Raw genomic sequence first — 26572 nt, forward strand, 5'->3', positions numbered from 1 at the left:
GGGTGCGCGCCCCGGGCCGGCGGCTGTGGCCGGTCACTCGGAGGTCGGGCCCAGGGCGGGCGCTCCGCTCAGCCGGACGGTGCGGTGGCCCGGCGGGGCGTGCAGTTCCAGCACGGTGACCGCGTTGTCGCCGGGGCGCAGCACCGGGCCGGGGAGGAAGAGCGAGCGCTGCGGGCCGCGCGACCAGTACCGGCCGAGGTGGAAGCCGTTGACCCAGACGGTGCCCTTGCCCCAGCCGGGCAGGTGGACGAAGGCGTCGGCGGGCCCGTCCACCCGGAAGGTCCCGCGGTGGAGGGCCGGTCCGACGGCCGGTCCGGCGGTCGGCCCGGCGGGGGTGAAGCCGGGCCCGTCCGGGGTCCGCAGCGGCAGCGGGAGGCTGGTCCAGCCGGTCAGGGGCCGGCCGTTGAGGAGGACGGGGCCGGGCAGGCCCTTGCGGTCGTGGATGCCGGGGCCGTAGTTGACCCGCCCCTGGTTCTCCACCAGCACGCGCAGGACGCTGTCCGCCCGCGGGACGTGCAGGGCCACCGCGTGCTCGTCGTTCTCGCGCTCCAGGACGGCGACGGGCTGGCCGTCGAGGAAGACCTGCGCGCGGTCCCGGACGTCGCCGAGGTCGAGGACGGCCGGACCGGTCGTGCCCGGCACCGTCTCGTAGAGGACGAACCCGAAGTCCTGGCCGAGCTGCTCCATCGTCAGCGGGTGCTCGGCGGTGACGGGGCTGCCGAGGGCGGCGAGGTCGGCGAACAGGGCCGCCTGCTCGGTCAGCGGCACCTCGCGGTCCGCGAGCTTGGGCGCGGTGCCGGGGACGGGCTCGGCGGGCGGTTCGGTGTACTTGGCGATGACGTCGCGGAAGGCCCGGTACTTCTCGGTGGGGTCGCCGGCCTCGTCCAGGGGCGCGTCGTAGTCGTAGGAGCCCACGGTCGGCCGGTACCCGTGGTTGCCGTTGGCACCGTTGGTGAAGCCGAAGCTGGTGCCGCCGTGGAACATGTAGAGGTTGACGGACGCTCCGGTGGCGAGCAGCTCGTCCAGTTCGCGGGCGGCGTCCTCGGCCGACCTGGTCACGTGGTGACCGCCCCACCGGTCGAACCAGCCGATCCAGAACTCCGCGCACAGCAGCGGGCCCGTGCCCCGGTGGGCCCGCAGCGCGGCCAGCCCCTCCCCCGCCCGGCTGCCGAAGTTCACCGTCGCCAGCACCCCCGGCAGCGATCCGCGCGCGAGGTCCCCCGGCTGGTCGCAGGTGAACAGCGGCACGTCCACCCCCAGCCCGCGCAGCAGCTCCGCCAGGTGCTCCAGGTGCGCGGTGTCGTCGTCGTACGCCCCGAACTCGTTCTCCACCTGCACCGCGATCACCGGGCCGCCCCGCGTGGCCAGCCGGGCGGCCACCGCGGGGACCAGCCGCCCGAACCAGGCGTCCACGGCCGCGAGGTACGCCGGGTCCTGACTGCGCAGCCGGATGCCCGGCTCGGCCAGCAGCCACGACGGCAGGCCCCCGCCCTCCCACTCCGCACAGATGTACGGACCCGGACGCAGCAGCACTTTCAGCCCCTCGGCGGCGGCCAGGTCGAGGAAGCGCGCCAGGTCCAGGCCGCCGTCCAGCACGACGGTGTCGGGCGTGGGCTGGTGGAGGTTCCACGGGACGTACGTCTCCACCGTGTTGAGGCCCATCAGCCGTGCCTTGCGCAGGCGGTCGGCCCACTGGTCGGGGTGGACCCGGAAGTAGTGCAGGCCGCCGGAGAGGATGCGGAAGGGCGCGCCGTCGAGGGTGAAGCCGTCGCCGTCGATCTGGAGACCGGACATGGGGATGCTGCTCCTCAGGGTGTCGGGGGGCGCGGGCGGGCCGGGCACGCGACGGGGAGCCCCGGGCCGGGGGCGGCCGACGGCCGGTCGGCAGGCGACCCTCGGCGATCGGCCTCGGCGGGTCGTGTGCGGTGGCGTCAGGGGCCCGTCGGCTGCGGCACTTCCGGGCGGTCCGGGGCAGGCGCCGTCGCGACCGCCCCGATGAGCCCGGCCGGTTCCCACGATAACGGACAAGCCCCGTGATCACTGATGTTCGAATGTGTTGCCCTCTGCTCGACGGGACCCACCCCGGGCCGTCCGGCGTCAACGGCGGTCCGCCGCCCGGCCGTCGAGGAGTGCGCGCAGCTCCTGCACGGTCTCCGCGTCGAGACCGGCCCGGCGGCGCCCGGCCAGCGTCAGCAGCTCGGCGGCCCGGGCGGGGGCGCCGGGTTCACCCGCGCCATCCTGCCGCAGGCGCCCTGCCGCCCGCCTCCGGGTTTCCGCAGGTCGGCATACCCTCGGGGCGGCACGGACCCGGCCCGCCCGCCCGGCCCGGTCGCCGACGGGCGGTCAGCCCCCGGCCGCCTGCCGGGCCGCCTCCTCCAGCCGCTCGCGGTGGCGCTGCCAGTCGCCGTCCGGGAGGGTGTCGCCCGCCGAGCGGCCGGCGGCGCCGTCGAGGAGTTCGCGCAGGATGTCGGCGTGGCCGGCGTGCCGCTGGGTCTCCGCGGTGATCCGCACGAGCACGTGGTGGAGCGTCACCTCCCGCCGTTCGGCCGGCCACCACGGCACCCGGCCGGTGGCGTCCAGGTCCAACGCCTCGACGGTGCGGTCGGAGTGGCGCCAGGCCGCGCGGTACAGCTCGGTGATGTCGCGGCGGGACTCCTGCGCGGTGGCCCACATGTCGGCGAAGGGGTCGTCGGTCTCGGTGTACCACCAGGCCGGCGGATCGCCCCGGAAGTACGGGCGGCCGAAGGTGTCGCCGAAGTACCCCAGCTCCACCCCGGCCAGGTGCTTGACCAGACCGAGCAGGTTGGTGCCGGTCGGGGTGAGGGGGCGGCGGACGTCGTACTCGCCGAGGCCCTCCAGCTTCCACAGCATCGCGTCACGGGCCTCCTGGAGGTAGCGGCGGAGGTCGTCCTTGGGCGTCGTCGGGGTCATGCCGGGCATCCTGCCACCGGGCACCGACGGCCGCCCGGGTGGCCGACCGCACGACGGGGTCAGCACACCCAGAGGTCGTCCCACTCCGGCGCGTCGTACCGGACGGCGCGGTGCTCGGCCTCCCGCAGCGGCCGGCTGAGGCGGGCCAGCCGGACCAGGCTCGGCACCGTCCGGGCCGCCCGGCGCAGCGCGGGGGTGATCCGCACGGTGGCCCGGGCGGGTCCGGTGGCCCCCGCGGTGCGCTGCCGCGGCACGAAGGCGCGGGGGCGGCCGGCGACGGGGCAGCCGCCGCCCGGGGTGTGCGGGGTGGGTCGCGTGGACATGGGGGCCTCCGAGGTCGGGACGAGCGGGGTGGGCGCTCCGGGGACTGCTCCCAGCCAATCCGCTCCGACCCGGGCGAAACAATGCGGGTGACTGCCCATCGTCGGGCCGAAACGCTGCGGAGCCGGGCCCGGGCCGTCCCGAACGCTGCGGAGCCGGGCCGTCGCGTCAGGCTGAACCGCCGTCGCGTCAGGCCGACCGGCCGCCCGTCAGCCGGTCCGGCCGTCCCCCGGTGCGCCGCCGTCGGCGTCCGCGTCGGCCAGGGCCTGCGCCGCGTCGGCGCGGCTGGTGCCGAGCTTGTGCAGCACGTTCGCCACGTGGTGCTCCACCGTGCGCGGGGAGAGGAACAGCGCCTGGGCGATGTCCTGGTTGCCGGCGCCCTGGGCGAGCAGTTCGGCGACCTGCCGCTCGCGCGGCGAGAGCCGGCGGCCGTAGCCGCGCCGCCCCGGGGAGACCGTGCCGCCCAGGTCGAGCACCCGTCGCAGCTTCTGGCAGCGGGCGGTGTCGTAGGTCGCGGCGAGGTCCCGGTAGACCTTCTCGGCGGCGGCGATCCGCTCGCCCGCGCGGGCCCGGTCGTGCGCGGCCAGGGCGACGCCGATCCGCTCCTCGGCGCGGGCCGCCTCGTAGGGCCGGCCGATCTCCCGCCAGCGGTCCCGGGCCTCGGCGAAGGCGTCCTCGGCACCGTCCTCGCCGGCCGCCGCGAGCAGCAGGCCGCGGGCCAGGTCGAGGCCGGCCGAGGCGGCCGGGGCGTCGCGGCCGGCGAGGGCGGCGGCCGCCTCCTCGGCCAGCTCGCGGGCCGGCCCGGGCTCGCCGGTGGCGAGCAGCGCCTCGACCGCGACCGGGAGCAGTTCCGCGGTCCGCGCCCAGGCCCCGGCGTGCCGGGCGGCGTCGACGGCGGGGCGCACGGTACCGGCCGCTCCCGCGGCGTCGCCCTCGGCCAGTTGCAGCCCGGCGTACCCGGCGGCCGCCCGCAGCGCCGCGGTGACCTGCGACTCGCGCCGTCCGAAGCGGGCGGCGACCTCGAACTCCTCGCGCGCCTGGGCCAGCCGGCCGCGGGCCGCCGCCGTCCGGCCGATCAGCAGCGAGCGCTCGGCCCCGGCCATGGCGAGGTCGTCGAACTCGGCGCCCAGCGAGGCGAACCGCTCCTCCATGTCGTCCCACCGCCCGGCCAGCGCGTCCAGCCGGATCAGTGCGAGGCGGCTGTAGCACTCCAGGTACGGGATGGCGGCCAGCCGGGCCAGCCGGCGGCTCTCCGCCAGCAGGTGGCCGGCCCGGCGGTCGTGGCCGAGTTCGATGGCGATCTCGCCGGTGTTGTACAGCGCACGGGTGGTCTGGCGCAGCACCTCGGCCCGTTCGGACGACCGGGGCAGCTCGGCCAGCCGTTCCCAGACCGCCGGGTCGCCGTCGCGCGCCATGAAGGTCAGCTCGGTGGCGCGCACCGCCGCCGCCACCTCCTCGTCCGGGCTGCGCTCCAGCAGGCGCTCGGCCCGGGCCAGCCACTCCCAGGACTGCCGGCCGCCCTCCTCGCGTTCGTCCATGGCGATCGCCACCATGGCGCGGGCCGCGCGCACCGGGCGCTCCTGCAGTTCGTCCAGGGCCTCCCGGATCCGGTCGAAGCCGGCCCGGTTGCCGCTGTGCACGGCGGTCAGGAAGCCGAGCGCCAGGCGGATCTCGCCGCGGTCGGCCACCGGCAGCCGGGGGTCGGCGATCATGCCGCTGAGGACGTGGGTGCTGGCCACCGGGTCGACGTCGTTGGCGGCGATCCGGGCCAGGGTGAGGGCTGCCCGGCCGCGGCGCCGGGCGTCGAGGTCCGCCACCTCCAGCAGGCTGCGCAGCATGGTGACGGCGCTGCCGGTGTCGCCGAGCGCCACCGCCTGGTCGGCGGCGGCCTGGGCGAGGTCCTGCCAGGCCCGGCGGTCGCCCATGGCCAGGGTGTGGTGGGCGATCTGGACCAGCGGACGCGGCTCGCGGGCCTCCAGGACGGCGATCGCCCTGCGGTGCAGGGCCCGCCGTCGGGGGCCCGGGAGGCCCCGGTAGACGACCTGCTGCGCGAGTGCGTGGCGGAAGGTGTAGCGGTCCGGGGCGCTCTCCCGGACGACCGCCGCGGCCAGCGCCTCGGTCAGGCCGTCGGCCGCCGCGGCGTGGTCGAGCCCGGATACGGCCGCCAGCAGGTCCTCGTCGGCCTGCACGCCGAGGACTGCGGCGGCGGCCACCACGGCGGAGCCGGCCGGGCCGAGCCGGGCGAGCCGCTCCTCGACGGCGTCCCGCAGCCCCTGCGGCACCTCGCCGTGCTCCAGTTCGGCGACCGCGTCGCCGCCCGCGCGCCCCGCCGGTGCGGGCCGCTCGGCGATGGTGATCAGGTCCTCCTCGGCGACCAGCGGCAGGCCCTGGCTGCGGTCGAAGAGCACCCGGACGAGTTCGGGCGTGGCCCGGGTGCCGAGCGCGGTCCGGGCCAGGTCGTGGACGTCCGTCTCGCTCAGCGGGCCCAGCCGCAGCAGGTCTCCGCCGACCCCGGGGGCCCGGCGGTAGGCGGCGCCCAGCAGCGGGGTCCCGGCGGGCAGGTCCTCGGGGCGGTAGGTGAGGACCAGGGTGAGCTGCGGCGGCATGTCGCGGGCCAGCTGGAGCAGCAGTTCGCGGGTCTCCTCGTCGGCCCAGTGCAGGTCCTCGACCAGCAGGATCACCTCGCCCAGCGCGCCGAGCAGCGCCCGGACGCCCTGCACCAGCAGGTGGCGGGCGGAGGCCGCACCGTCCGCCGGATCGGCGGGGTCCGGCGGCAGCACCGGCGCGAGGTCGGGCAGCACCCGGCGCAGCGCACCCGCGCTGGGCGGCAGGGCGGTGCCGGACGGCAGCAGCGCGGCGACCCCGCGCAGCGCGTCCACCACCGGCCCGTACGGCAGCGGCTCGCGCAGCGGGTGGCAGTAGCCGGTCAGGACGGGCCGGTCGGGGTGCGGCCCGGACCGCGCGGCGGGCACCCGGGTCCGGACGGCGGCGAGGGCCTCGGCGACCAGGCGCGACTTGCCGATCCCCGACTCGCCCTCGACCAGCAGCACGGCGGGCGGCACGGCGAGGGCCGCGACGGCCCGCGCCAGTTCGGGACGGCGGCCGACGAAGGCGAACCCGGTGGCGCGCGTGCCCGGCCGCGACGGCGCGTTCACCGCCGACCGCCCGTCCGCTGCCGCCGGACGGGGCGGGGCGCGGGGGTTGCGGAGGCACCGGGCATGCCCCCATCATGCCCCGCGGCGAAGGCGGCGGGCCGGGCGGGGACGGCGGGGTGGGCGAGGACGTGCATGCCGTTCACCTGGCCTTGCTCGGGCGGGACGGCCGCAGCGGGCCGCTGATCAAGAAGACCGCCGGAAGACTGCGGGGATCAATAGGGGTCGCTACCCATCCGTACGCACCGGCCCCCGGATCGCTCCCGCCGCGCGTCCGCGCGGCTCCCGTGGCACCGGGCGCCGAACAGCGCGCGGGCGGTCCGCTCACCGGGCGAGCAGCCGCCGCAGCCAGCGCAGCCGGGCCCCGGCGGCGTCCCGGCTGACGGCGGCCTGCGGCGCGACGGTGTCGAAGCCGTGGAACGCACCCGCCCACACGTGCAGTTCGGCCTCGCCGCCGGCCCGCCAGAGGGCATCGGCGTACCCGACGGCCTCGTCCCGGAAGGTCTCGGCCGACCCGACCTCGATGTAGGTGGGCGGCAGCCCGGAGAGATCCGTGGCCCGGGCCGGGGCCGCGTACGGCGGCAGGTCCTCCGCGCCGTACGCGGGTCCCAGCGCCGCCCGCCAGGCCGTGGTGTTGGAGGTGCGGTCCCAGGTGTCGTGGCCGGCCAGCTGGTGGTGGGAGAAGGTGCGGTCGCGGTCGTCGAGCATCGGGCTCAGCAGCAGCTGGCCGATCGGCACCGGTCCGCCGCGGTCCCGGGTGAGCAGGGCCAGGGCGGCCGCCAGCCCGCCGCCGGCGCTCTTCCCGCCGAGCACGATGCGGTCCGGGTCGAGGCCCAGCCCGGCCGCGTCCTCGGCGACCCGGACGAGTCCGGCCCAGCAGTCCTCCAGGGGCAGCGGGTACTGCGCCTGCGGTGCGAGGCGGTACTCGACGGAGACGACGGCCGTTCGCAGCGGGAGCGCCCAGTCGCGCAGCGCCCGCGGGAGCACCGACCGGGCGTTGCCCATGATCATCCCGCCGCCGTGCAGGTAGTACAGCACCGGCAGCGGCCCGGCAGCCCCGGCCGGCCGCCCGCAGACCAGCGCGACCTCCACGCCGTCCGGGCCGCCCGGCACCCGCAGCTCCTCGATCTCGAACAGCCCGCCGGCCGCCAACTCCCGGTCCGTGGGCCGGGGTCGGCGCAGGGCGTCCCGCTCCTGCCAGGCCGCCACGCGCTCCGGCGTGAGCTGCTCCCGCGCCGTGTCCCCCAGCCCGTCCAGCACCGCGCCCAGCTCCGGATCGAACGGCGGCACCCGCCGGCCCGACACCCCGTCACCGCTCCCCACGCCAGGCACCTCCCCCTGCCCCGGTCACCCCCGGCCGGGGACCGCCCGCCGCCCGATCGTCGCACACCAGCGGCCAGGACCAGTCCCGGCCGCCGGCGCGGGGTGGGGCGCTCGCCGTGCCGGGCTACGCGCGGACGCCGTCGATGGTGAGTCTGAGGTGGCGGGGGCCGCGGAGGACGGCGTTCTGGCGGTAGGGGGGCGGGTCGTCGACGAGGCTGGGGCGCTCCAGTCGGCGGGCGAGTTCGGCGAGGGCGAGCTGGGCCTCCAGGCGGGCCAGCGGGGCGCCGAAGCAGCTGTGGATGCCGCTGCCCAGGCCGAGGTGCTGGATGTCGGGGCGGTCCGGGTCGAAGCGGTCCGGGTCGGCGAACCGCTCGGGGTCGCGGTTGCCGGCGGCCACGACCAGGTACAGCGAGGAGCCCTTGGGGATGGTGACGCCGCCGACCTCGATGTCGGCGATGGGGGTGCGGTTGGGCAGCATCTGCACCGGCGGCTCGTAGCGCAGCAGTTCCTCCACCAGCGGCACGGCCAGCCGGGCGTCGGCGCGCAGCCGCTCCAGGATCTCGGGGTGGCGCAGCAGGGTGAGCATGCCGTTGGTGATGAGGTTGACGGTCGTCTCGTGCCCGGCGATCAGGAGGAGGGCGGCGTGGGCGAGCACCTCCATCGGGGTCATCGGTGTTTCGACGCCCCGGCCGGAGGCGAGGTGGGAGAGCAGGTCGTCGCCCGGGTCCCGGCGGCGTTCCTCGATCAGGTTGTTGAGGTAGAGGCCGAGTTCCATGCGGGCCTGCTGCACGCCGCGGTCGCGTTCGGTGGTGTCCTGGCCGGGCTGGGGGTCGAGGGAGGCGACGAGGGCGTCGGCCCAGTCGTGGAACTGGGCCTCATCGGCGCGGGGGATGCCGAGGAGGCGGCAGATCACGGTGACGGGGAACGGGTAGGAGAACCGCTCCACCAGGTCGACGGTGCCGTCCCCGGAGCCCTCGCCGTCCTCCAGTCCGTCGATCAGGCCGGTGACGATGGTGTGCAGTTCGCCGCGCATGCCGTCGACCCGGCGGGGGCTGTGCGGGGGGCCGAACGGGCGGTTCGTCAGGGCGCGCAGGCGGTCGTGCTCGGGCGGGTCGAGGCGCAGGAAGGACGGCGGCAGCATCCCGTCGCCCGCGCCGCCGTCCTCACCGGGCAGCGCCTCGTCGGTGGCCGAGCGGTGGCGGACCTCGGAGCTGACCCGCGGGTCGTGGAGGAGGCTGCGGAGGGCGTAGTAGCCGCCGACCACGTACGGGCCGGTCTCGTCGTGGTGCACGGGACTCTCGCGCAGGCGGGCGTACAGCGGGTACGGGTCGTGGCGGTTGGCGTAGTCGGTCATCTGCTGCAGGAGCGAGGGCTCGGTCATCACGGTCCTTCGGGAAGGCGCGGGCGGCGGCGGGGCGGGTCACACGGCCCGGGGAGGGTGACACGGCCCGGAGTGGGTCACACGGTCCGGGAGGCCGGGGCGGGTCACACGGCCCGGGGAGGGGTGAAAGTGATCTTCCGGTCGGCCGGGGAGTAGCCGCTGACGGTGACCGTCGGACCGTGCGAGGGCACGGACGGGTCGGGGAAGCCGGCCGCGACCGGCTCGGCGCCGTCCGGGCGGCCGTCCAGGGTGTCGAACTCCGGCGGGAAGGGGGCGATCCGCTGGACCAGTTCCTCGTAGAACGGCAGCCAGCGCCCGTGGTCGAAGGTGACCGCGCCGACCACCCGGCCCCGGTGCCCGTAGACGGCGGTGAACCGGCGTTCGGCGAGCGAGCCCTGGGCGACGACGAGTTCCTCGCCCATCGACGGCACGCCGACCGATTTGATGTTCACCCCGAACTGGGAGGACCAGAACGCGGGCACCCAGAGGTGCGGCCGGCGTTCGGGCGCCGGGCTGATCATGTTGTGCGCGGCGATCTCGGCCTGGGCGACCGCGTTGCCCCAGTGCTCCAGCGACAGGAACTGGTAGCCGAACAGCGGGTGCGGGGCGCGGGCCACGTCCCCGGCGACGAACACGTCGTCGGTGACGATCCCGCGGACGTCGAACGCCCGGCAGCCCGCGTCGCAGGCGATGCCGCGCGGTCCGGCGCCCAGGCCCGAACCGGCCAGCCAGTCGGTGTTGCGGATCGCGCCGAGCGAGACGACGACGACGTCCGCCTCGACGGTGCTGCCGTCCGACAGGTGCACCGAGCGCACCCGGCCCGCGGCGTCGCCCTCCAGCCCGGTCACCTTGACGCCGCACCGCAGGTCGACCCCGCCCGCGCGGTGCATCTGCGCCGCGACGTCCCCGAGCACCGCGCCGAGCGCGCCGACCAGCGGCGCCCCGCCGCGTTCCACGACGGTCACGTCCAGGCCGCGTTCCCGGCAGCCCGAGGCGATCTCCGAGCCGGTGAAGCCCGCGCCGATGACGACGACCCGGCGGGGGCCGCGGGCGAGGTGCTGCTCCAGCCGTACGGCGTCGTCGCGGGTGCGCAGCACCAGGACGCCGTCGAGGGCGGCCTCCGCCGCGACGGGCCAGGGGCGGGCCCGGACGCCGGTCGCGATGAGCAGCCGGTCGTAGCCGACGGTGTCGCCGTCGGCCAGCCGCACCCGGCGGGCGGCCAGGTCGAGGCCGGTGGCGGCGCAGCCGAGCCGCCATTCGGCGTCCACGTCGCGGCGCTGCGGCAGGGCGGTGTGCTCGGCCGGGGAGCGGCCCAGCAGGACCTGCTTGGAGAGCGGCGGCCGGTCGTACGGCGCGTACGGCTCGTCGCCGATCAGGGTGAGCGAGCCGGTGAAGCCCTCGTCGCGGAGGGTTTCGGCGGCGCGCAGTCCTGCGAGCGAGGCGCCGACGACGACGATGCGGCCCTCGCGGCGGAGCCAGTCGGTCCAGGCGTCCCGGTTCACCGCGCACCGCCTCCGCTCGGGCCGGCGGCTGCGGTACCGGCCGCGGCCGCGGCGATGCGGTGGTCCGGGCGACCGGGGCCGTCCGCGTCGTCCACGTCGTCCACGTCGTCCACGAGGATGGCGCGGACCGGGCAGGCGGCGACCGCCCGGGCCAGCCGTTCCTGCTGGTCGGCTCCGGCGAGCGGGGTGTAGAGCAGGGCCTCGTCCCCGTGCATGGTGAACACGTCCGGGGCGAGGAAGGCGCACTGTGCGTATCCCTGACAACGGTTGAAGTCGACGACCACCCTCATCGGGCTCCGCCTTTCGAGGAGGGGCATGTCCGGTGCCAGCCTCCGCCACGACCGCCGGCCGCGCCCCCCGGAGCTCTCCGGAGGGGTGATGCGGCCCGGCGCAACCGCAGCGCTGCTCAGCACCCCGCGGGCGCGCAGCGGCTCTTCGAGGTCCTCGTTGTCGCCCCGGTCGACCGGCTCCGGCAGTTCGGCGACGACCACGAGTTCCGCGAACCGCCCGGCGGGGGTCGCCCCGCAGGCTACCGGGACTACGCGGACCGGGATCCGGCGGGCCCGGCTCCCCCGGTGCGGGGGGTGTAGGTGAGGACCACGACGCCGGTGTCGAGCACCTGGGTGCCGGCCAGCTCCAGCCGGTGCCGGAAGCCGTCCGCGGCGAGCGTGCCGCCGCCGGCGATCACCGGGTGCACCCAGAAGTGCACCTCGTCCAGCAGGCCGTGCGCCAGCAGGGTCCTGGCGACCGGCCCGAAGCCGTACATGAGGATGTCGCCGCCCGGCTGCGCCTTGAGTTCGGCGATCTCCGCGACGGCCCGGTCCGGGGCGAGCACGGCGGTCCTGCCCCAGTCGCCGCCGGGCAGTGTCGAGGAGACCACGTACTTGTCGATGCCGTTCATCCGGTCGGCGAAGGCGTCGCTGCCGGCCCGGCTCGACCAGGCCGAAGCGAAGTCGACGTACGTCCGACGGCCCATCAGCAGCGCGTCGGCCGCGAACAGCAGCTTGTTCGCGTAGCGCTCCAGGTCGTCGCTCCAGTAGTCGAACGACCACTGGTCGAGTCCCTCGGTGTCGCCGTCGAGGGAGATGTACGTGGAGTTGATGATCCTGCGCATGGACGTGCCGCTCCTGGGTCGGTAGGGGGCGCCTGCGGCACCGTCCGGGGGCCGCGCCCGCGGTGCTGTGGACCGCGGGGCGTCCGCCACCCGTGGCCGGGGCGATGCCTCCAGCCTGCGAGATGCGCCGGTCGGGCGGCAAGTACCAAGAACGACACGTGCGTTCACCCCGGCTACACGATCCGGACGGCGGGCCCCGGGGCGCCGGCCCCGGGGCTCGGCCGCGTCAGCGGAAGACGGCGATGTGTTCGCGCACCCAGTCGTCGAACGTGAGCAGGGGCCGGCCGATGACGGACCGGACGGAGGGCCGCTGGGCGAGGGTCCAGTCGACGAGTTCGGCGTAGTGGTCGGCGTACTGCTCCAGGGCGTACAGGGTGACGTCGACGGCGCCGTCGGGCCAGCCGTGGCGCTGCCAGACCGCGCGGCCCTCCGCCGGGGTGAGCTCGACGGCCGCCAGGTCGCGGCCGAGGGCGGCGGCGAGGCTGCGGACCCGCGCGCGGGTGCTGATCGGCAGGCCGATCGCCTCCAGGACCGTCCCGGTGAAGTCGTCGCGGGTCAGTGCGGCCGCGGCCACGGCCGCGAGGTCCTCCTCGTGGATGAAGGGGTAGTGCCCCCGGTCGAGGAGCGCCTCGCGGACGGTGCCCTCGGCGCGTACGCTCGCGGGCCAGTCGGATCCGGTGGCCGGGTAGCTGCCTTCGAGGGCCGCGCCCATCACGGCCGAGGGCCGCAGGTGCGTCCAGAGCAGCCCGGACGCCTCGACGGCCCGCTCGACCGCCAGCCAGTGCCAGGTCTCCGGCGGGTACGCCGCCTCGTACTCCGACCCGTGCGAGGACAGCAGGACCGCCTTGCGGACCCCCGCGTCCCGGGCCAGGGCGAGGGCGTCGCCGACGGTGGCGGGGTGCGCGCCGGCCAGGAAGACCGCCTCGATCCCGTCGAAGGCACGGGAGTTCGCGAGCGGCCGGGTGACGGAGCCCTCGACCACGTCGACGCCGGCCGGCCAGTCGTCGCACTGGCCCGGTTCGGCGAGTACCCGCACCCGGCCGTCCAGGGCGAGCAGTTGGCGGGCCAGGCGGCGGCCGACGAGGCCGGTCGGGCTGCTGCCCTCGCGCTTGCACGGGGCGACCGCGGTCAGCAGGTAGCGGCTCCCGGCCGCCACCGAGGGTGCGTGCACGAAGTTGTCCACGGGCAAGACCTTTCCACGCTGGGCGGAGATCTTGCACCTGGCCGAACGGCCGAGGCTGCGGATCGAGTGCGGTGAGTGTATCAGCACAGAGCCGGCCAACCGGCCCGTCCCGCAAGGGCCTTGATGCGCGCCTCCCTCCGCGTCCTGCGGTGCAGGGCACGGAGGGAGGCGCGGCCCCGGCCGCGCCCTCAGCGCACGACCGGGGGTCAGGGCAGGCAGCCGACGTGGGCGAGGGCGCGCTTGAGCAGCGCGCCCTGCCCGCCGGGCATCTCCTGCTGGACGAGCGGCGACGCCGCCTCCTCCGGGGTGAACCAGACCAGGTCGAGGGCGTCCTGCCGCGGTCGGCAGTCGCCGGCCACCGGGATGATGTAGGCGAGCGACACGGCGTGCTGGCGGGGGTCGTGGAACTCGGTGATCCCCAGGGTCGGGAAGTACTCGGCAACCGTGAACGGCTGGAGCGAGACCGGGATCCGGGGCAGCGCGACCGGACCGAGGTCCTTCTCCAGGTGCCGGACCAGCGCGTCGCGGATCCGCTCGTGGTGCAGCACCCGGCCCGAGACCAGAGTGCGGCTGACCGTGCCGTCCGGGCCGATCCGCAGCAGCAGCCCGATCTGGACCACCTCGCCGGCGTCGTCCACCCGCACCGGGACCGCCTCGACGTACAGAATCGGTATCCGGGCCCGCGTGGTCTCCAGCTCCTCGGGAGCGAGCCAGCCCGGTGTGGTCTCCGTCATGTCAGACATTGGCCGATCGTACGTCGCCCGACGGCACCGCAGCCCGCCGCCCCGCCCGAGTCAGGCGGGCAGCGGGAGTTCGGGCCGACGGCTGCCGGGGGTGGAACCCGGCGGCGCCGACGGCGACGAGCGCCGCGGCCGGGTCGAGGTACCTCGGCCCCTCCAGGAATCCGAACACGGGCAGCAGTTCGGACTCCCCGACGCGCCCCTCCCGGGCGGCGGCGATCAGCGCCTCCAGCCGCGGGAGGAACTGCTCGCGGACCTCGGCCCAGCCGCCCCGTTCCATGGCGCGCTCGACGAGGCGGTCCCCAATGTCGAGGGCGGAGTTGGTGATGCGCTCGCCGCGGTCCGGTGCGGGCCGATGCGGTGTGCTCCGAGACGGGGCGCGGCGGTCGTCCGCGGTGCCCGTGCGGGCGGGGACGACGCTACCGGCCGGGTTCGACAGGCCCGCCGGCCGGGGCGCCGCCCTCGGCCGGACCCGGTGGACCACCGGGTCCGTCGGATCCACCGGAGCCCACGGGGCGCAGGGCGGCGGGGTCGGCGATCACCCAGGCCGCCGAGCGGTCCTCGCCCCAGCGGGCGTGGGCGATCCAGGGCATGCCGGGGGCGGGCCTGCGGCGGGCGGTGACCAGCGCCGAGTGCCAGGCGCCCCCGGTGCGCAGCCAGGCCAGCCGCCAGCAGCGTTCGGCGGGGGCGGTCGCGGGCGGCCCGGCGAGTTCGCGCGGCACGAGGACGGCGTCCGGCTGCCCTCCCGCGCCGGCGGGGCCGACTCCGGCAGGCCCGGTGCCGGCGGGCTCGGGCAGCGGGCGGATCCGCTGGTCGTCGAAGAGGAACCAGCCCCAGTTCTCGCGGCCGGGGGCGTCCTCGCCCCAGGCGACGTGGACGACCCAGCCGGTGCCGCCCGGCGGGCGCCGCCACACGGTGAGCACGGCCGGCCGCCAGTGCCCGCCGAGGCGGATCTCGACCAGGCGCCACCGCCGGACGTCGCGGTGCGCGCCGGGCAGGGTCATCAGCTCGCGCGGCGCCGGTTCGGCGTCGCCCTGGTGCCGCTCCGGCGAGCGGTGGGGACGCGAGAACGGCACGGCAGCAGTCATAGAACTATTGTTCGATAATTGCCCGAGGTGATCAAACGTCAGCGTCGTCCGACACCTCCCGGACGCCCGCCGTCCCGTGCAGGACCAGCCCCGCGGTCCGGGCCTCCTCCAGGCTCCGGTTGAACGCGGCGGCCTGTTCGGCCGGCTCCAGCTCCATGAGGTCCGGCGGCCACGTCCCCGGCGCCACCACGATCACGGCCACCGCCCCCCGCATCCCGGCCGCCGCCAGCCACCCCGGCGAGGCGGGCACCCGGGTGGCCGGTTCCCACACCTGCCGGCCGCCCACCAGGACCAACCGCATCAGCCGGTCGCCCGCCACCTCCACCACCGCCGTCGTCTCCGGCGGCTCCCCCGCCGCCAGGACGAACCCGCTGTCCACCGCGTGCTCCACCAGTTCGCCGTGCAGCACCGGGCCGACCTCGACGATCACCTCGGCCAGCGGCACCCCCTCGGCCGTCTCCCGCACTGCCAGCGCCCACACCATCGGCAGCCGCTGCGCTCCACTGCCCGTCTCCTCCGCCATGCCCAGCCCAACGACCGACGGGCCCCGACCGCACGCCCCCGCGTCCGGTGCAGTCCCGCCGATTCGCGCCGGCGCCCGCCGGCTCCCGCCCGCACGCCACCGCGCAGCCCGCCCGGGCCGGCCCCCGCCGTCAGCGCGTGTCGCCGACCCAGTCCCAGCGGCGGAGGTCCCCGGGACGCGGCTCGTAGTGGGTCCGGCCGCCCGCTCCGTAGCGGCCGATCTCGGTGCGCAGCGCGGCGCCGTCGGCGAGTTCCTCGGCACTCCAGCCGGTCACGTCGAGCAGCAGGCCGTCCAGCGGGCCCGCGCACAGCTCCCGGTAGTCGCGGCCGGGCTGCGGCCCCGGGTCCGGGTCCTCGTGGTCCGCGCCGTAGACCCGGCCCCGCATCAGCGTCTCGTCGTCCATCCGCCCAGCATCCCAACCGCCTCTGACACCCGGGCGACGCCGCCACCGGGCGCAGCCCGTCCGGGGGCCGTACCGTCCGAAGCGATGAACGCCCGCACCCCCTTCGACGAGATCGCCGACGCCCTCCACACCCTGCCGCCCGGCGACTTCACCGCCGCCCGCAACACTGCCGCCGACCGGGTGAAGAAGGACGACCCCGCCCTGGCGAAGCGGGTCCGCGCGCTGCACCGCCCCACCCTGGCGGCCTGGGCGGCGAACCTGCTCGCCCACCGCCGGCCCGGCCTGGTCCGGGACCTGCTGGACCTCGGCGGCGCGCTCCGGGAGGCCCAGGCGCACCTGCACGGTGAGCAGCTGCGGGAGCTTGCCGACCGGCGCCGCCGCCTCGTGCACGCCCTCGTCGCCCGGGCCGGGGAGGAGGCGCGGTCCGCGGGGCAGGTGCTGGGGGCGGACGCCCTGGACGGGCTGGAGCGGACCCTGACCGCGGCGCTCGCCGACCCGGAGGCCGGGCGGCTGCTGGCCGAGGGGCACCTGTCGGCCGTCCTGGAGCCGGTGCTGTGGCCGGGCGCCGCCGATCGGGTCCCCGCCCCGGATCCCACCCCGGCCCCCGCCGCCGGGGCAGCCCGGAAGGCCGTACGGAAGGGTCCGGGGAAGGCACCCCGGGAGGCCCCGGGCACCGCGGAGCCCCCGGCCGGGGACGCCGCCGCGAAGGCCGGGCGGGCCGCCGAGGAGGAACGGCGGCGCACCCTCGCCGAGGCCCGGGCGGCGGCCGAGGAGGCGGAGCGGGCCGCCGTGGAGGCCGGGCGGCGGGCGCAGGAGGCCGACGACGGGCTCGCCGCCGCCGGGAGCGCCCGCGAGCGTGCCGAGGACGAGGCCGCCCGGGCCCGTACCGCCCTGGAGGAGGCCCGCGAGCGCGACGCCGCCGCCCGGGCCGGCCTCGCCGGGGCCGAGCGGCAGCGGAAGGCCGCCGACCGGGCCGCCCGTACGGCGCGGGGGCGGACCGAGCGGGCCCGGGAGGCCGCCGCCCGCGCGGCGCAGCGGCTGGCGGAGCTGGATCCGGGGTGACCCCCGTCCCGCCGCGGGGCGGGGCCGGGCGGCCTCCCGCCCGCCGCGCTGGACCCGGTCAGAGGCCGGTCAGAGGCCGGTCAGAGGCCGGTCGCAGGTCGGTCAGAGCTCGGTCAGAGCTCGGTCAGCTCGCCGAGGCCCAGGGTGCGCAGGGTGAGGTCGGCCATCGCGAGGTGCCCGGCGGCGTTGGGGTGGACCGGGTCGTCGAGCCAGGCGATCGGCTCGCCGTCGGGGAAGCGGGCCAGCCAGTGGGCCTCGTGGTCGACGAGCAGCGCGCCGGTCTCCTTGGCGATCTCCCGGACGACCCGGCAGTAGGCGGGCATGTCGGACCGGACCGCCCGGCCGACCGTGCTGACCAGCACCGGGGTGTGCAGCACGATCTGCGCGCCCGCGGAGCGGTCGACGATCTCCCGCAGGTCGGTGCGGAAGGCGTCCAGCCCGGCGAGCCCGGCCCGGGCGTCGTTGGTGCCCAGCGAGACGGACAGCACGTCCGGGGTGAAGCGGCCGATCAGGTGGTCGTACTCGCCGAGGACGTCGCAAGCCCGCCAGCCGGAGACGCCGGTGTTGACGACGACGTCGGTGAGCCGGCCGAGCTGCCAGCCGATCCGCTCGGCCAGGTGCTCGACCCAGCCCCGCGCCCCGTGGGTGTGCAGGACGGCCTGGGTGATGCTGTCCCCCGCGGCCACCCAGGTCATCGGCTTCGACGACAGTTCGATCATGTGGAAGGTCCCCCTCGTGTTCGGTTGCTCGCAGCACGCCCGACGGGCGCAGTCGATCATGGACGCCAACGATGCCACCGTTCCGGATCTTCCCGCGCGCATCGACCGAGTTCGGGAGGCATGGAATCCGCCGATCGGGTCAGACGATCGGAGCACCGATCTCCGACCGATCGACTCGAAGGAGCTGTGGTCGTGGCCTCCACCTCCCGCCTGCCCGGGGCAGCCGAGCACCACTGGAACTGGCAACTGCGCGCCGAGTGCCGCACGGTCGACAGCGCCGTCTTCTTCCACCCCAGCAACGAGCGCGGAGCCGCCGCGAAGGACCGGGACGAGGCCGCCAAACAGGTCTGCGGCCGGTGCCCGGTCCGCATCGAGTGCCGGCGCCACGCCCTGCTGACCCGTGAGCCGTACGGCGTGTGGGGCGGCCTCACCGAGACGGAGCGGTCCTCGCTGCTGGCCCGGCGCGGCACCACAGGCCCGTCCACGGCCCCGCGCCGGCCCGCGGCGGGCCGGTCCGCGCGGCCGGCCGCCTGACCGCCGTACACGAAGGAGGTACCGCCGTGATGTGGGTCCTGCTGCTGGTCCTGGCCGCCGTCGTCCTGGGCCTGATCGGCGCGGTCGCCGACGGCCTGCTCTACCTGCTGTTCCTCGGCATCCTCGTGTTCCTCGCCGCGCTGGCCCTGGCCGGCGTCCGCTTCCGCCGCTCCGGACGCCACCCCACCCGGTGATCGCGCCGGCCCGACAGCCGGCGGCCCCCGTCACCGCAGCCCGCGCCGCCCCGCCGCCGGCGCCGCCGCGGGCTACTCCACCCGGTGCGTCATCGCCTCGCGGATGGCACGGGTGCGCTCGGCGAGCGCCGGCAGGTCGTCCGTGGTCGTGCCGCTCCGGTGGTCCGCCACCGCGCCGATCGTGGTGCCGCCCTGGTCGGCCCAGGCGCAGGTGGGCACCTGCCCGATCTGGTGCCCCACGCACTTGAGGAAGCCGCCGAGCGGGCCGGGCGAGAAGACCGTGTACCCGCCGGACGAGGAGGGCGTACCCGCGGGGTTCGGCACCAGGACGGGGTCCACACTGCCCAGGAGGCGGTCCAACTCGCCGACGGGCGCCGCGAACGAGCCGGTGGCACCGGCCACCAGGAAGTCGGCCTCGGCGCTGCCGGGCAGCCGGTAGGCGGTGACGAAGTGCTCGCGGTACCGGGTCGTCCCCGGCAGGTCGGGGAACAGCTCCCGGTCGAGCTGCGCGTACTGCCCCGTGCCGTCCGGCTCCCGGGTCAACTGCCCGACGGTCTGCGGCGGGTCCAGTCGGAAGCTCTCCGGCGAGTCCGGTCCGAGCACGGTGGCCAGCGCCCCGGCGACGAGGAGCGCGCCCGCGACCGCACCCGCTGTGACCCAGGTCCGCCGCTGCACCCGCTGCCACCAGGGTGGGACGGGTCCGGCCGGCTCGGCCCAGCGGGCCTTGAGCCGGTCCGCGGAGGACCCGGCGGCGGGATCCGCGGCGCCCTCCGCGGTATCGGCGACGGGAGAGGCATCCGTCCTGCTGTTCGACATGGGGCGAACAATGGACGCCCCGCCCCCACCTGGTCAAATGCGCCAGGACCACTGTCGGCGAGTTAGGTAAGCCTTGCCTTCGCTGCCCTATGATGCGGGCATGAAGAAGATCATCCACGCCTTAGCGGTCGCCGCTGCCACGGCGGTGCTCGCCGCACCGACCGCCCTCGCCGCTCCGGCGTCCGCCGCCGACCGGCCCGCCGATCCGCCCGCCGGTCGGGGGCAGGGCCCCGCCCGGATCGAACTCCCGCGCCCGACCGGCAACTTCGCCGTGGGCCGGGACACCGTCCACCTCGTCGACCGCGGCCGCAAGGACCCCTGGGTGCCCGCCGAGGACCGCGAGCTGATGCTCTCGCTGTACTACCCGGCCCACGAGGGCACCGGAACCCCCGCGCCCTACCTGGCCGTCGACGAGGCGAAGGCGCTGCTCACCGACCGCGGGCAGCTCGCCGAGCACACCACGCCCGAGCGGGTGGCGGCCACCCGCACCCACGCCCGCGCCGGTGCGGTGCCCCGCGCCACCGCTCCGCGCCGCTACCCGCTGGTCGTGCTCTCCCCCGGCTTCACGATGCCCCGGGCCTCGCTCACCGGACTCGCGGAGGACCTTGCCAGCCGGGGCTACGTCGTGGCCACCGTGGACCACGCCTACGAGTCGGACGGCACGGTCTTCCCCGGCGGCCGGCTCCTCGCCTGCCAGGCCTGCGAGCAGGTGTTCCCGACCCGCGACCTGCGCCGGGTGTCCGACGGCCGGGCCAAGGACCTCTCCTTCGTCCTGGACCGGCTCACCGGCCCGCGCCCGGCCTGGCGCCACTCCTGGCTGATCGACCCGCGCGCCATCGGCGTGGCCGGGCACTCCATCGGCGGCAACGCGGCCTCGGCCACCATGGCCGCCGACCCGCGGGTGGACGCCGGCGCCAACCTGGACGGCACGTTCTTCACCCCGGTCCCCGAAGCCGGTCTGAACGGGCGCCCCTTCCTGATGGTCGCCGGCGACCCCGCCCTCCTGCCGCCGGACCTCGACGACCCGTCCTGGGGCGAGGCCTGGCCCCGGCTGGACGGCTGGAAGCGCTGGCTGACCGTCACGGGCATGGGCCACCCCGGCTTCACCGACTGGCCGGTGCTCGGGGACGCGTCCGGCTACCCCCACCCGGAGACGCCGCTGTCCGGTGCCCGCTCGCAGCAGATCGTCCGCTCGTACGTCGGCGCGTTCTTCGACCTCCAGCTGCGCGGCATCCCCGCCCCGCGGCTGGACGGCCCGAGTGCGGCGGACCCCGAGGTCGTCTTCCACCGGCCCTGAGGCGCGGTACCGCGGGAGTGGGGGTCGGGAACACGCCCGGTCCCCACCCCTGCCGACGACCCCGCCCCCCATCCAGGCCCAGGCCCAGGCGGCCGTCAACCGGCCGCGCCGCCGCGCCTGCGGTGCTCGTCGAGGGCCTGCCACACCCTGTCCCGCAGGAACGGCGCCTCGGTGAAGCGGATGCCCGTGGCGTCGCGCAGGGCGTTGGCGAAGGCGGGCGGGACGGGGTTGAACGGGCTCTCGCTCATGGACTTGGCGCCCAGCGGCCCGATGGCGTCCGAGGTCTGCGAGAAGTGCACCTCGGTCCGCGGGACGTCCGCGAAGGCCGGCAGCCGGTAGCGGCGGAAGGCCGCGGTGGTGACCTCGCCGCGGTCGTCGACGAGCACCTGCTCGAAGAGCGTCGCCCCGAGGGCCTGGGCGACGCCGCCCTCGACCTGGCCGCGGCACTGCATCGGGTTCATCACCTTCCCCGCGTCGGCGCCGTGGACGCTGCGCAGGATCCGGATCTCCCCGGTGTCGGGGTCGACGGCGATCCGGAACCACTGGGAGTTGAAGGCGATCGAGCGCGGCGAGCCGCCGAAGTGGCCGTCCGCCCTCAGGTCGACGCCCCGGCTGCGGGCGGCCTCGAAGACCTCCTTCAGCGCGACCGTGCGCCCGTCGCAGTCGACCGCGTCGGCGGTCAGCCGCAGCAGGCTGCGCGGGGTGCGGGCGTACTCCGCGGTGAACGAGAGGATCTGCTCGGCGAGGGCGTTGGCCGCCCGCATCACGGCCTTGCCCGCGACGACCGTCCCGGCCGAGCCGAACACCCCCGTGTCGTGCCGGACCACGTCGGTGTCGGACCCGGACGGCGATCCGGTCGACGGTGGTGCCGAGCGCCCCCGCGGTGATCTGCTGGTGCACGGTGGTGGTGCCGTTGCCGAACTCCGCGGTGCCGACGGCGATGTCGTACGTGCCGTCCTCCAGCAGGGCCACCGTCGCGTCGGCGAGGTGGCCGCCGGGCGGGCCGCAGGCGATCGCCGCCATGGCGAAGCCCTGGCCCACCAGCCAGCCCTCGGGGGCGAGTCCGGCACTGGTGTCGTCGGCGAGCGCGTTCCGTACGACCTGCAGGCACTGGTCGAGCCCGTACGAGGCGATGTGCAGGTCCTCCTCCTCGCCGAGCGGCCCCTCCATGTGCTCGCCCGGGCCGATGATGTTCTTCTCCCGCAGCACCAGCGGGTCTAGGTCCAGCCGGCGGGCCGGTTCGTCCATCGCCGACTCCACGGCGAAGGTGACCTGGCCCAGCCCGTAGCCGCGGAACGCCCCGGCCGGCACGCCGTTGGTGTAGACGGAGTACGCGTCGACCTTCTTGTGCGGCGCCCGGTAGACGCCCATCGACTCGCCGACGCTGTGGAACATCACGGCCGGCCCGTGGTTGCCGTACGCGCCGGTGTTCGCCACCACCCGGTACTGCAGCGCCGTCAGGGTGCCGTCCCGCTTGGCGCCGATCCGGACGGTGATCCCGAACGGGTGCCGGGTGGTGGCGCCGTGGAACTGCTCGGCGCGGGTGAACTCCAGCTTCACCGGCCGGTGCAGCCGCAGGGCCGCCAGCACCACGATGTCCTCGGTCAGCATCTCCTGCTTGCCCCCGAAGCCGCCGCCCACCCGGCCCGCGACCACCCGGACCCTCTCCATCGGCAGGTCGTAGAGGTCGCACAGCGCCCGCCGGGTGAGGAACGGCACCTGGGTGGACGAGCGGACCACGATCCGCTCCCCGTCCGTCTCCTCGCCGGTCTCGAAGTACGCGACGCAGCCGTGCGTCTCCAGGCTGGCGCGCTGGACCCGCTGGGTCCGGAAGGTCTCCTCGTAGACGAGGTCGGCCTCGCGGAATCCCTGCTCGACGTCGCCCATCTCGCCGTGCGCCTCGCCGCAGACGTTGTTCGCGGCGCGGGCGATCCGCGACTCCGGGCCCTTGGGGTGGCGGGGCGCCGGGCAGCATCGTCTCCTCCGGGTCGAGCACGAAGGGGAGTTCCTCGTACCCGACCTCGATCCTCCGGCAGCCCTCCTCGGCCGCCGCCTCGCTCTCGGCGACCACCGCGGCCACCCGCTGGCCCACGAAGCGCACCACGTCGTCGAGCACCCGGGTGTCGTCCGGATCCTCGGCCGGGTGCTCGTGCCGCGCCGAGGAGTACAGCGTGTCCGGCGCGTCGTGGTGGGTGAACACGGCCACCACCTCCGCGTTCCGGGCGAAGCGGGAGAGCTCGGCGATGGTGCAGGTCGCGGCGATCTCCAGGTCGCCCGCCGCGGTCAGCCGTACCGGTTCCCAGCCCATCCGGCTCAGGTCGATCAGCCGGCGGATGTGCGGCTGCGGCTCGGAGAACAGGTACGTCCCCCCGCCCAGCCACGCGTCCCCGGGTCGCCAGGTGTCGCGGCGCCGCGCGTCGCGCACCTCCACCACCGTGTTCAGATCCACGTCCCACCACCGTCCTCGCCCGTTCAGTAGGGCGATTCAAGCAACGCGCACCGACCCGGTGGAGTGGACTCAAGCACCACGCCGTCCCGTTCGAATTGGTTGATCAACCAGGTGGCAGCCCTCGCATCGACATGGCGCCACGAACTGTAGCCTTGCGAATGCAAGGCGCGACGCAAGAGCGGCCTCCGGATCCGGGCCCGGACCGGAGAGCGGCGCTGCGGGTGGCGCCGGCCGCGCGGGCCCCGGAAATACCCCGGGAGGTATATTGGACGAGGAAGGACCGCTTTCCGCACCAACCCGCGAGGAGTACTGCGATGTGTCGACGTACCGTGTGCCGCACCTGCGGCAAGGCCGGCTATGCGGGGTGCGGCATGCACGTCGACCAGGTGCTCGCCGGGGTGCCCCGGGCCGACCGGTGCAGCTGCGACCGGAACGCGAAGAAGGGCGGCGGCTTCCTGGCGAGGCTGCTCGGCCGCCGCTGAACCCGCCGGAGCCGGTCGAACGGGCCGTGCCGGGGACTCCGGCACGGCCCGCGGGCACGTCCGCTGCCGCTGCGCCGACGCGCATGGTCGGACCCGCCCCGGCTAGGCGCGGGCCTCCTGCCGGTGGGTGCCGGCCGTCAGGGCCCAGATGACGAAGACGTCGACGGCGATCAGGACGATCGCCCAGAACGGGTAGTAGGGAATCCACAGGAAGTTGGCGATCATGCTCAGTCCTGCGGCGATCACACCGACGACCCGCGCCCACATCGCCCCGCTGAAGAGCATCAGGCCCGCGACCACGATCACGAGGCCCAGGATCAGGTGCACCCAGCCCCAGCCGGTGACGTCGAACGAGTAGACGTAGTTGCCGGTGATGACATAGCGGTCGTCGTTGACGATGGCGCCGATTCCCTGGAAGACCGCCATCGTGCCGCCGAACACCATCAGGCAGGCTGCGAAGACGGTCCAGCCCGCCGCGAACGGCTTGTGGCTGACGTTGCTGGCCATGATCGGGCTCCTTCGGTGAGAACCGTCGCCCGTTTCCGTGCGACCCTGGCGGAGGCCTCCACCACCAAGTTGCCACGGCTGTGCGGGTGCTGCTACTCCGGCGCCCCGCCGCGGCCCGGAAACCACCCGGCACCGGCGCGGGGGCCGGCTCGTCGTCGACGACCAGGATGTGGTTCATCGGCCGCTGCTGCGGTCGGGGCCGCCGTCGTCGGCGTCGGACCTCGCCGCGGGGTGTCCGGTGGCCGGCCGCGCGGGGCCGGGTGCGGCAGGGAGGGTGAGCAGCATGGTGGCTCCGCCGCCGGGGGTGTCCTCGACGTCCAGGCTGCCGCCCATCGCCTCGGCGAGGCCGCGGGAGAGCGCCAGGCCGAGGCCCACGCCGGTGGTGTTGTCGGTGTCGCCGAGGCGCTGGAACGGCAGGAAGACGCGGTCGCGGTCCTCCGGGGCGATGCCCGGGCCGCGGTCGACCACCCGGACCTCCACCCGGTCCCGCAGGTGGCTGGCGGCCACCAGGACGGGCGCGCCGGGTGCGTTGTGCCGCAGCGCGTTGGTGATGACGTTGGCGAGGACGCGTTCCAGCAGCGGCGGGTCGGCGAGGACGGCCGGCACGGTGTCCAGGTCGAGCGGCTGGACGGGCGCGTACGGGTCGGGCAGCGAGTCGAGGGCGCGCGGCAGGATCTCGTCCAGGTGGGTCGCGGTGAGGTGGAGGGTGAGGGCGCCGGCCTGGAGGCGGCTCATGTCGAGCAGGTTGTCGACCAGGCGGGTGAGCCGGACGAGGGACTCGTCGGCGGTGGCGAGCAGTTCGGCCCGGTCCTCGGGGGAGAACTCGACGTCGGGGCTGCGCAGCGAGCCGACCGAGGCGAGGGCGGCGGCGAGCGGGGTGCGCAGGTCGTGGCTGACGGCGGCGAGCAGGGCGGTGCGCATCCGGTCGGCGGCCCTGATGGGTTCGACCTCGGCGGCGGCGACGGCGAGCCGGTCGCGTTCCAGGGCGGCGGCGACGTGCGCGGCGAAGGCGGTGAGGACGCGCTGGTCGGCGGCGGGCAGCCGCCGGCCGGTGAGGACGAGGACGGCCGCCGGGCCCACGGCGGCCTCGGTCGTGTCGCGGGCGCCGCTGCCGCCGTCCTCCGGCTCCGTGGCGCCGTCGCTGCGGGCGAGCACCGCCCCGGTGCCGCTGTCGAGCAGGACCACCGTGCGCATGCCGAAGGCGGTGCGGGACTTCTCCAGCAGGGCGGGCAGTGCGTCGGCGCCGCGCAGCACGCTGCCGGCCAGGGTGGAGAGGGTTTCGGCCTCGGCGGTGGCGCGGGCGGCGCGGGCGGTGAGCCGGCCGGCGTGGTCGACGACGGTGGAGACGGTGAGGGCGACGGCGGCGAAGACCGCGAGCGCGATGAGGTTGTTGGTCTCGCCGATGGTGAAGGTGTGGACCGGCTGGATGAAGAAGTAGTTCAGCAGCAGCGACGCTATGACGGACGCCACCAGGGCGGACATCGCGCCGCCGAGCAACGCGACCGCCACGACGCCGAGTTGGAAGATCAGTGCGTCGGTGGTCAGGTTCACCGAAGCGTGGAACTGCGAGAGCACCGCCGTGATCAGCCAGGGCAGGACGAACCCGGCCGCGTAGCCGGCCACGGTGCGGCGCCGGGAGTGGCGGCGGCCGAGCGCGGGCAGCCGGCCGCGGCCGGTGAACTCGTGGGTGACCATGTGGACGTCGATGTCCTCGGAGGCGTCCACGGTGATCTGACCGGTGCCGGGGCCGGTGAGGAACCGGTTCAGCCGGCCGCGGCGGCTGGTGCCGAGGACGAGCTGGGTGGCGTCGTGGGCGCGGGCGAAGGCGAGCAGCGCCGTCGGGATGTCGTCGCCGACCACCACGTGGTAGCTGCCGCCCAGGCTCTCCACCAGGTGCCGCTGCTGGGCCAGCGCGCCCGAGGACGCCCCGGCCAGGCCGTCGCTGCGGGTGACGTGCACGGCGAGGAGGTCGCCGCCGGCCGTGCGGTCGGCGATCCGGGCCGCGCGGCGGATCAGGGTCGCGCCCTCGGGGCCGCCGGTGAGGGCGACCACCACGCGCTCCCTGGTCTCCCAGACCCGGTCGATCCGGTGTTCGGCGCGGTAGTCGCGCAGGCCCTCGTCGACCCGGCCGGCCACCCAGAGCAGGGCGAGTTCGCGCAGGGCGGTCAGGTTGCCGACCCGGAAGTAGTGGGAGAGCGCGGCGTCCACCTTCTCCGCCTTGTAGACGTTGCCGTGGGCCATCCGGCGGCGCAGCGCCTGGGGGGCCATGTCGACGAGTTCGATCTGGTCGGCCCGGCGGACCACTTCGTCCGGGACGGTCTCGCGCTGCGGGATGCCGGTGATCTTCTGGACGACGTCGTTCAAGGACTCCAGGTGCTGGACGTTGACGGTGGTGATGACGTCGATCCCGGCGTCGAGCAGTTCCTCGACGTCCTGCCAGCGCTTGGCGTTGCGGCCGCCGGGGATGTTGGTGTGCGCCAGCTCGTCCACCAGGACGACGGCCGGGCGGCGGGCGAGGATCGCGTCGAGGTCCATCGCCTCGAAGTCGGCGTCCCGGTACGGGCGCCGCAGCCGAGGGACGACCTCCAGCCCGGCGAGCATGCCCTCGGTGTGCCGGCGGCCGTGGCACTCGATCCAGCCGACCACCACGTCCGCTCCGCGGTCCCGTCTCCGCCGTGCCTCGTCCAGCATCCGGTAGGTCTTGCCGACACCGGGGGCGGAGCCGAGGTACACCCTCAGCCGGCCCCGCCGGTGACCGGTTCCGGTGGTGAGGTCGCGGGCCATGGGCGCTGCTCTTTCCGTACGTGGGTGGCGGGTCGGTGGTGCGCGGACGCGGGCGACCGGCCCGGGC

General features: G+C 75.9%; 24 protein-coding genes and 2 pseudogenes. 5 read left to right on the forward strand and 21 right to left on the reverse strand.

What is annotated here, in order from left to right:
• Positions 1-33: 33 nt before the first annotated feature.
• The 15 genes from ACWGB8_RS27810 to ACWGB8_RS27880 form a co-directional block, all read right to left on the reverse strand.
• Positions 34-1794, reverse strand: coding sequence for a glycoside hydrolase family 35 protein (locus tag ACWGB8_RS27810; protein WP_452216354.1), 1761 nt, complete (start codon positions 1792-1794; stop codon positions 34-36).
• A 549-nt stretch (positions 1795-2343) separates the two neighbouring features.
• Positions 2344-2931 (reverse strand): DinB family protein, encoded by a 588-nt coding sequence (locus ACWGB8_RS27815; RefSeq protein WP_452216355.1) that lies wholly within the window; start codon positions 2929-2931, stop codon positions 2344-2346.
• A 59-nt stretch (positions 2932-2990) separates the two neighbouring features.
• Positions 2991-3254: a hypothetical protein gene (locus tag ACWGB8_RS27820; protein WP_452216356.1), complete on the reverse strand. Its 264-nt coding sequence runs from the start codon at positions 3252-3254 to the stop codon at positions 2991-2993.
• Between the two features lie 207 nt (positions 3255-3461).
• Positions 3462-6407 (reverse strand): ATP-binding protein, encoded by a 2946-nt coding sequence (locus tag ACWGB8_RS27825; RefSeq protein ID WP_452216357.1) that lies wholly within the window; start codon positions 6405-6407, stop codon positions 3462-3464.
• 321 nt (positions 6408-6728) lie between these two features.
• Entirely contained in the window at positions 6729-7727 is a 999-nt protein-coding gene (locus tag ACWGB8_RS27830; protein ID WP_452216358.1) for an alpha/beta hydrolase fold domain-containing protein, read from the reverse strand.
• 124 nt (positions 7728-7851) lie between these two features.
• A complete protein-coding gene (locus ACWGB8_RS27835) occupies positions 7852-9108 on the reverse strand; it encodes a cytochrome P450 (protein ID WP_452216359.1) in 1257 nt (418 codons plus the stop codon).
• 104 nt (positions 9109-9212) lie between these two features.
• The gene (locus ACWGB8_RS27840; protein ID WP_452216360.1) at positions 9213-10610 is read right to left on the reverse strand and encodes an NAD(P)/FAD-dependent oxidoreductase; all 1398 of its coding nucleotides are present in this window, start codon (positions 10608-10610) and stop codon (positions 9213-9215) included.
• The gene (locus tag ACWGB8_RS27845) at positions 10607-10900 is read right to left on the reverse strand and encodes a ferredoxin (protein WP_452216361.1); all 294 of its coding nucleotides are present in this window, start codon (positions 10898-10900) and stop codon (positions 10607-10609) included. Before ACWGB8_RS27845 ends, ACWGB8_RS27840 begins: the two co-directional genes overlap by 4 nt.
• 248 nt (positions 10901-11148) lie before the next feature.
• Positions 11149-11724 carry a dihydrofolate reductase family protein gene (locus ACWGB8_RS27850; RefSeq protein ID WP_452216362.1) on the reverse strand — a complete coding sequence of 192 codons (576 nt, stop codon included), beginning with the start codon at positions 11722-11724 and terminating at the stop codon, positions 11149-11151.
• Positions 11725-11950: 226 nt separating this feature from the next.
• On the reverse strand, positions 11951-12907 hold the full coding sequence (locus ACWGB8_RS27855) for an NAD(P)H-binding protein (RefSeq protein WP_452216363.1): 957 nt from the start codon (positions 12905-12907) through the stop codon (positions 11951-11953).
• A 206-nt stretch (positions 12908-13113) separates the two neighbouring features.
• Positions 13114-13641 carry an NUDIX hydrolase family protein gene (locus ACWGB8_RS27860; protein ID WP_452216376.1) on the reverse strand — a complete coding sequence of 176 codons (528 nt, stop codon included), beginning with the start codon at positions 13639-13641 and terminating at the stop codon, positions 13114-13116.
• Position 13642: 1 nt separating this feature from the next.
• Complete coding sequence (locus tag ACWGB8_RS27865) at positions 13643-13927, reverse strand: hypothetical protein (protein WP_452216364.1); 285 nt, start codon at positions 13925-13927, stop codon at positions 13643-13645.
• A 139-nt stretch (positions 13928-14066) separates the two neighbouring features.
• Positions 14067-14735 (reverse strand): hypothetical protein, encoded by a 669-nt coding sequence (locus tag ACWGB8_RS27870; protein WP_452216365.1) that lies wholly within the window; start codon positions 14733-14735, stop codon positions 14067-14069.
• Positions 14736-14766: 31 nt separating this feature from the next.
• Positions 14767-15258, reverse strand: coding sequence for a hypothetical protein (locus tag ACWGB8_RS27875; protein WP_452216366.1), 492 nt, complete (start codon positions 15256-15258; stop codon positions 14767-14769).
• Between the two features lie 130 nt (positions 15259-15388).
• Positions 15389-15661, reverse strand: a complete 273-nt coding sequence (locus ACWGB8_RS27880; RefSeq protein WP_452216367.1) for a hypothetical protein — start codon at positions 15659-15661, stop codon at positions 15389-15391.
• 84 nt (positions 15662-15745) lie between these two features.
• On the opposite strand from ACWGB8_RS27880, the gene ACWGB8_RS27885 reads away from it, so the two are divergent.
• Positions 15746-16723, forward strand: coding sequence for a hypothetical protein (locus tag ACWGB8_RS27885; protein ID WP_452216368.1), 978 nt, complete (start codon positions 15746-15748; stop codon positions 16721-16723).
• A gap of 113 nt (positions 16724-16836) precedes the next feature.
• On the opposite strand, the gene ACWGB8_RS27890 is transcribed toward ACWGB8_RS27885, so the two are convergent.
• Positions 16837-17442, reverse strand: coding sequence for an SGNH/GDSL hydrolase family protein (locus ACWGB8_RS27890; protein WP_452216369.1), 606 nt, complete (start codon positions 17440-17442; stop codon positions 16837-16839).
• A 192-nt stretch (positions 17443-17634) separates the two neighbouring features.
• Here ACWGB8_RS27890 and ACWGB8_RS27895 point away from each other — a divergent pair, with 192 nt between their 5' ends.
• Both ACWGB8_RS27895 and ACWGB8_RS27900 read left to right on the forward strand, forming a co-directional pair.
• Positions 17635-17976, forward strand: coding sequence for a WhiB family transcriptional regulator (locus ACWGB8_RS27895; RefSeq protein WP_452216370.1), 342 nt, complete (start codon positions 17635-17637; stop codon positions 17974-17976).
• A 26-nt stretch (positions 17977-18002) separates the two neighbouring features.
• The gene (locus ACWGB8_RS27900; protein WP_452216377.1) at positions 18003-18170 is read left to right on the forward strand and encodes a hypothetical protein; all 168 of its coding nucleotides are present in this window, start codon (positions 18003-18005) and stop codon (positions 18168-18170) included.
• 72 nt (positions 18171-18242) lie between these two features.
• Here the strand turns inward: ACWGB8_RS27900 and ACWGB8_RS27905 are convergent, their stop codons facing one another.
• The gene (locus ACWGB8_RS27905) at positions 18243-18986 is read right to left on the reverse strand and encodes a hypothetical protein (protein WP_452216371.1); all 744 of its coding nucleotides are present in this window, start codon (positions 18984-18986) and stop codon (positions 18243-18245) included.
• 100 nt (positions 18987-19086) lie between these two features.
• Here ACWGB8_RS27905 and ACWGB8_RS27910 point away from each other — a divergent pair, with 100 nt between their 5' ends.
• Positions 19087-20283, forward strand: coding sequence for an alpha/beta hydrolase family protein (locus tag ACWGB8_RS27910; protein WP_452216372.1), 1197 nt, complete (start codon positions 19087-19089; stop codon positions 20281-20283).
• Between the two features lie 95 nt (positions 20284-20378).
• Here the strand turns inward: ACWGB8_RS27910 and ACWGB8_RS27915 are convergent.
• A pseudogene (locus ACWGB8_RS27915) lies at positions 20379-22492 on the reverse strand (xanthine dehydrogenase family protein molybdopterin-binding subunit); the annotation flags it as partial.
• 3 nt (positions 22493-22495) lie between these two features.
• Positions 22496-22732: pseudogene (locus tag ACWGB8_RS27920) on the reverse strand (FAD binding domain-containing protein); the annotation flags it as partial.
• Positions 22733-23046: 314 nt separating this feature from the next.
• On the opposite strand from ACWGB8_RS27920, the gene ACWGB8_RS27925 reads away from it, so the two are divergent.
• Complete coding sequence (locus tag ACWGB8_RS27925; protein WP_452216373.1) at positions 23047-23214, forward strand: hypothetical protein; 168 nt, start codon at positions 23047-23049, stop codon at positions 23212-23214.
• 102 nt (positions 23215-23316) lie between these two features.
• On the opposite strand, the gene ACWGB8_RS27930 is transcribed toward ACWGB8_RS27925, so the two are convergent.
• The gene (locus ACWGB8_RS27930) at positions 23317-23721 is read right to left on the reverse strand and encodes a DUF7144 family membrane protein (protein WP_452216374.1); all 405 of its coding nucleotides are present in this window, start codon (positions 23719-23721) and stop codon (positions 23317-23319) included.
• 174 nt (positions 23722-23895) lie between these two features.
• Positions 23896-26505: an ATP-binding protein gene (locus ACWGB8_RS27935; protein ID WP_452216375.1), complete on the reverse strand. Its 2610-nt coding sequence runs from the start codon at positions 26503-26505 to the stop codon at positions 23896-23898.
• Between the last annotated feature and the right edge of the window lie 67 nt (positions 26506-26572).

The sequence above is a fragment of the Kitasatospora sp. NPDC054939 genome (assembly GCF_053610105.1).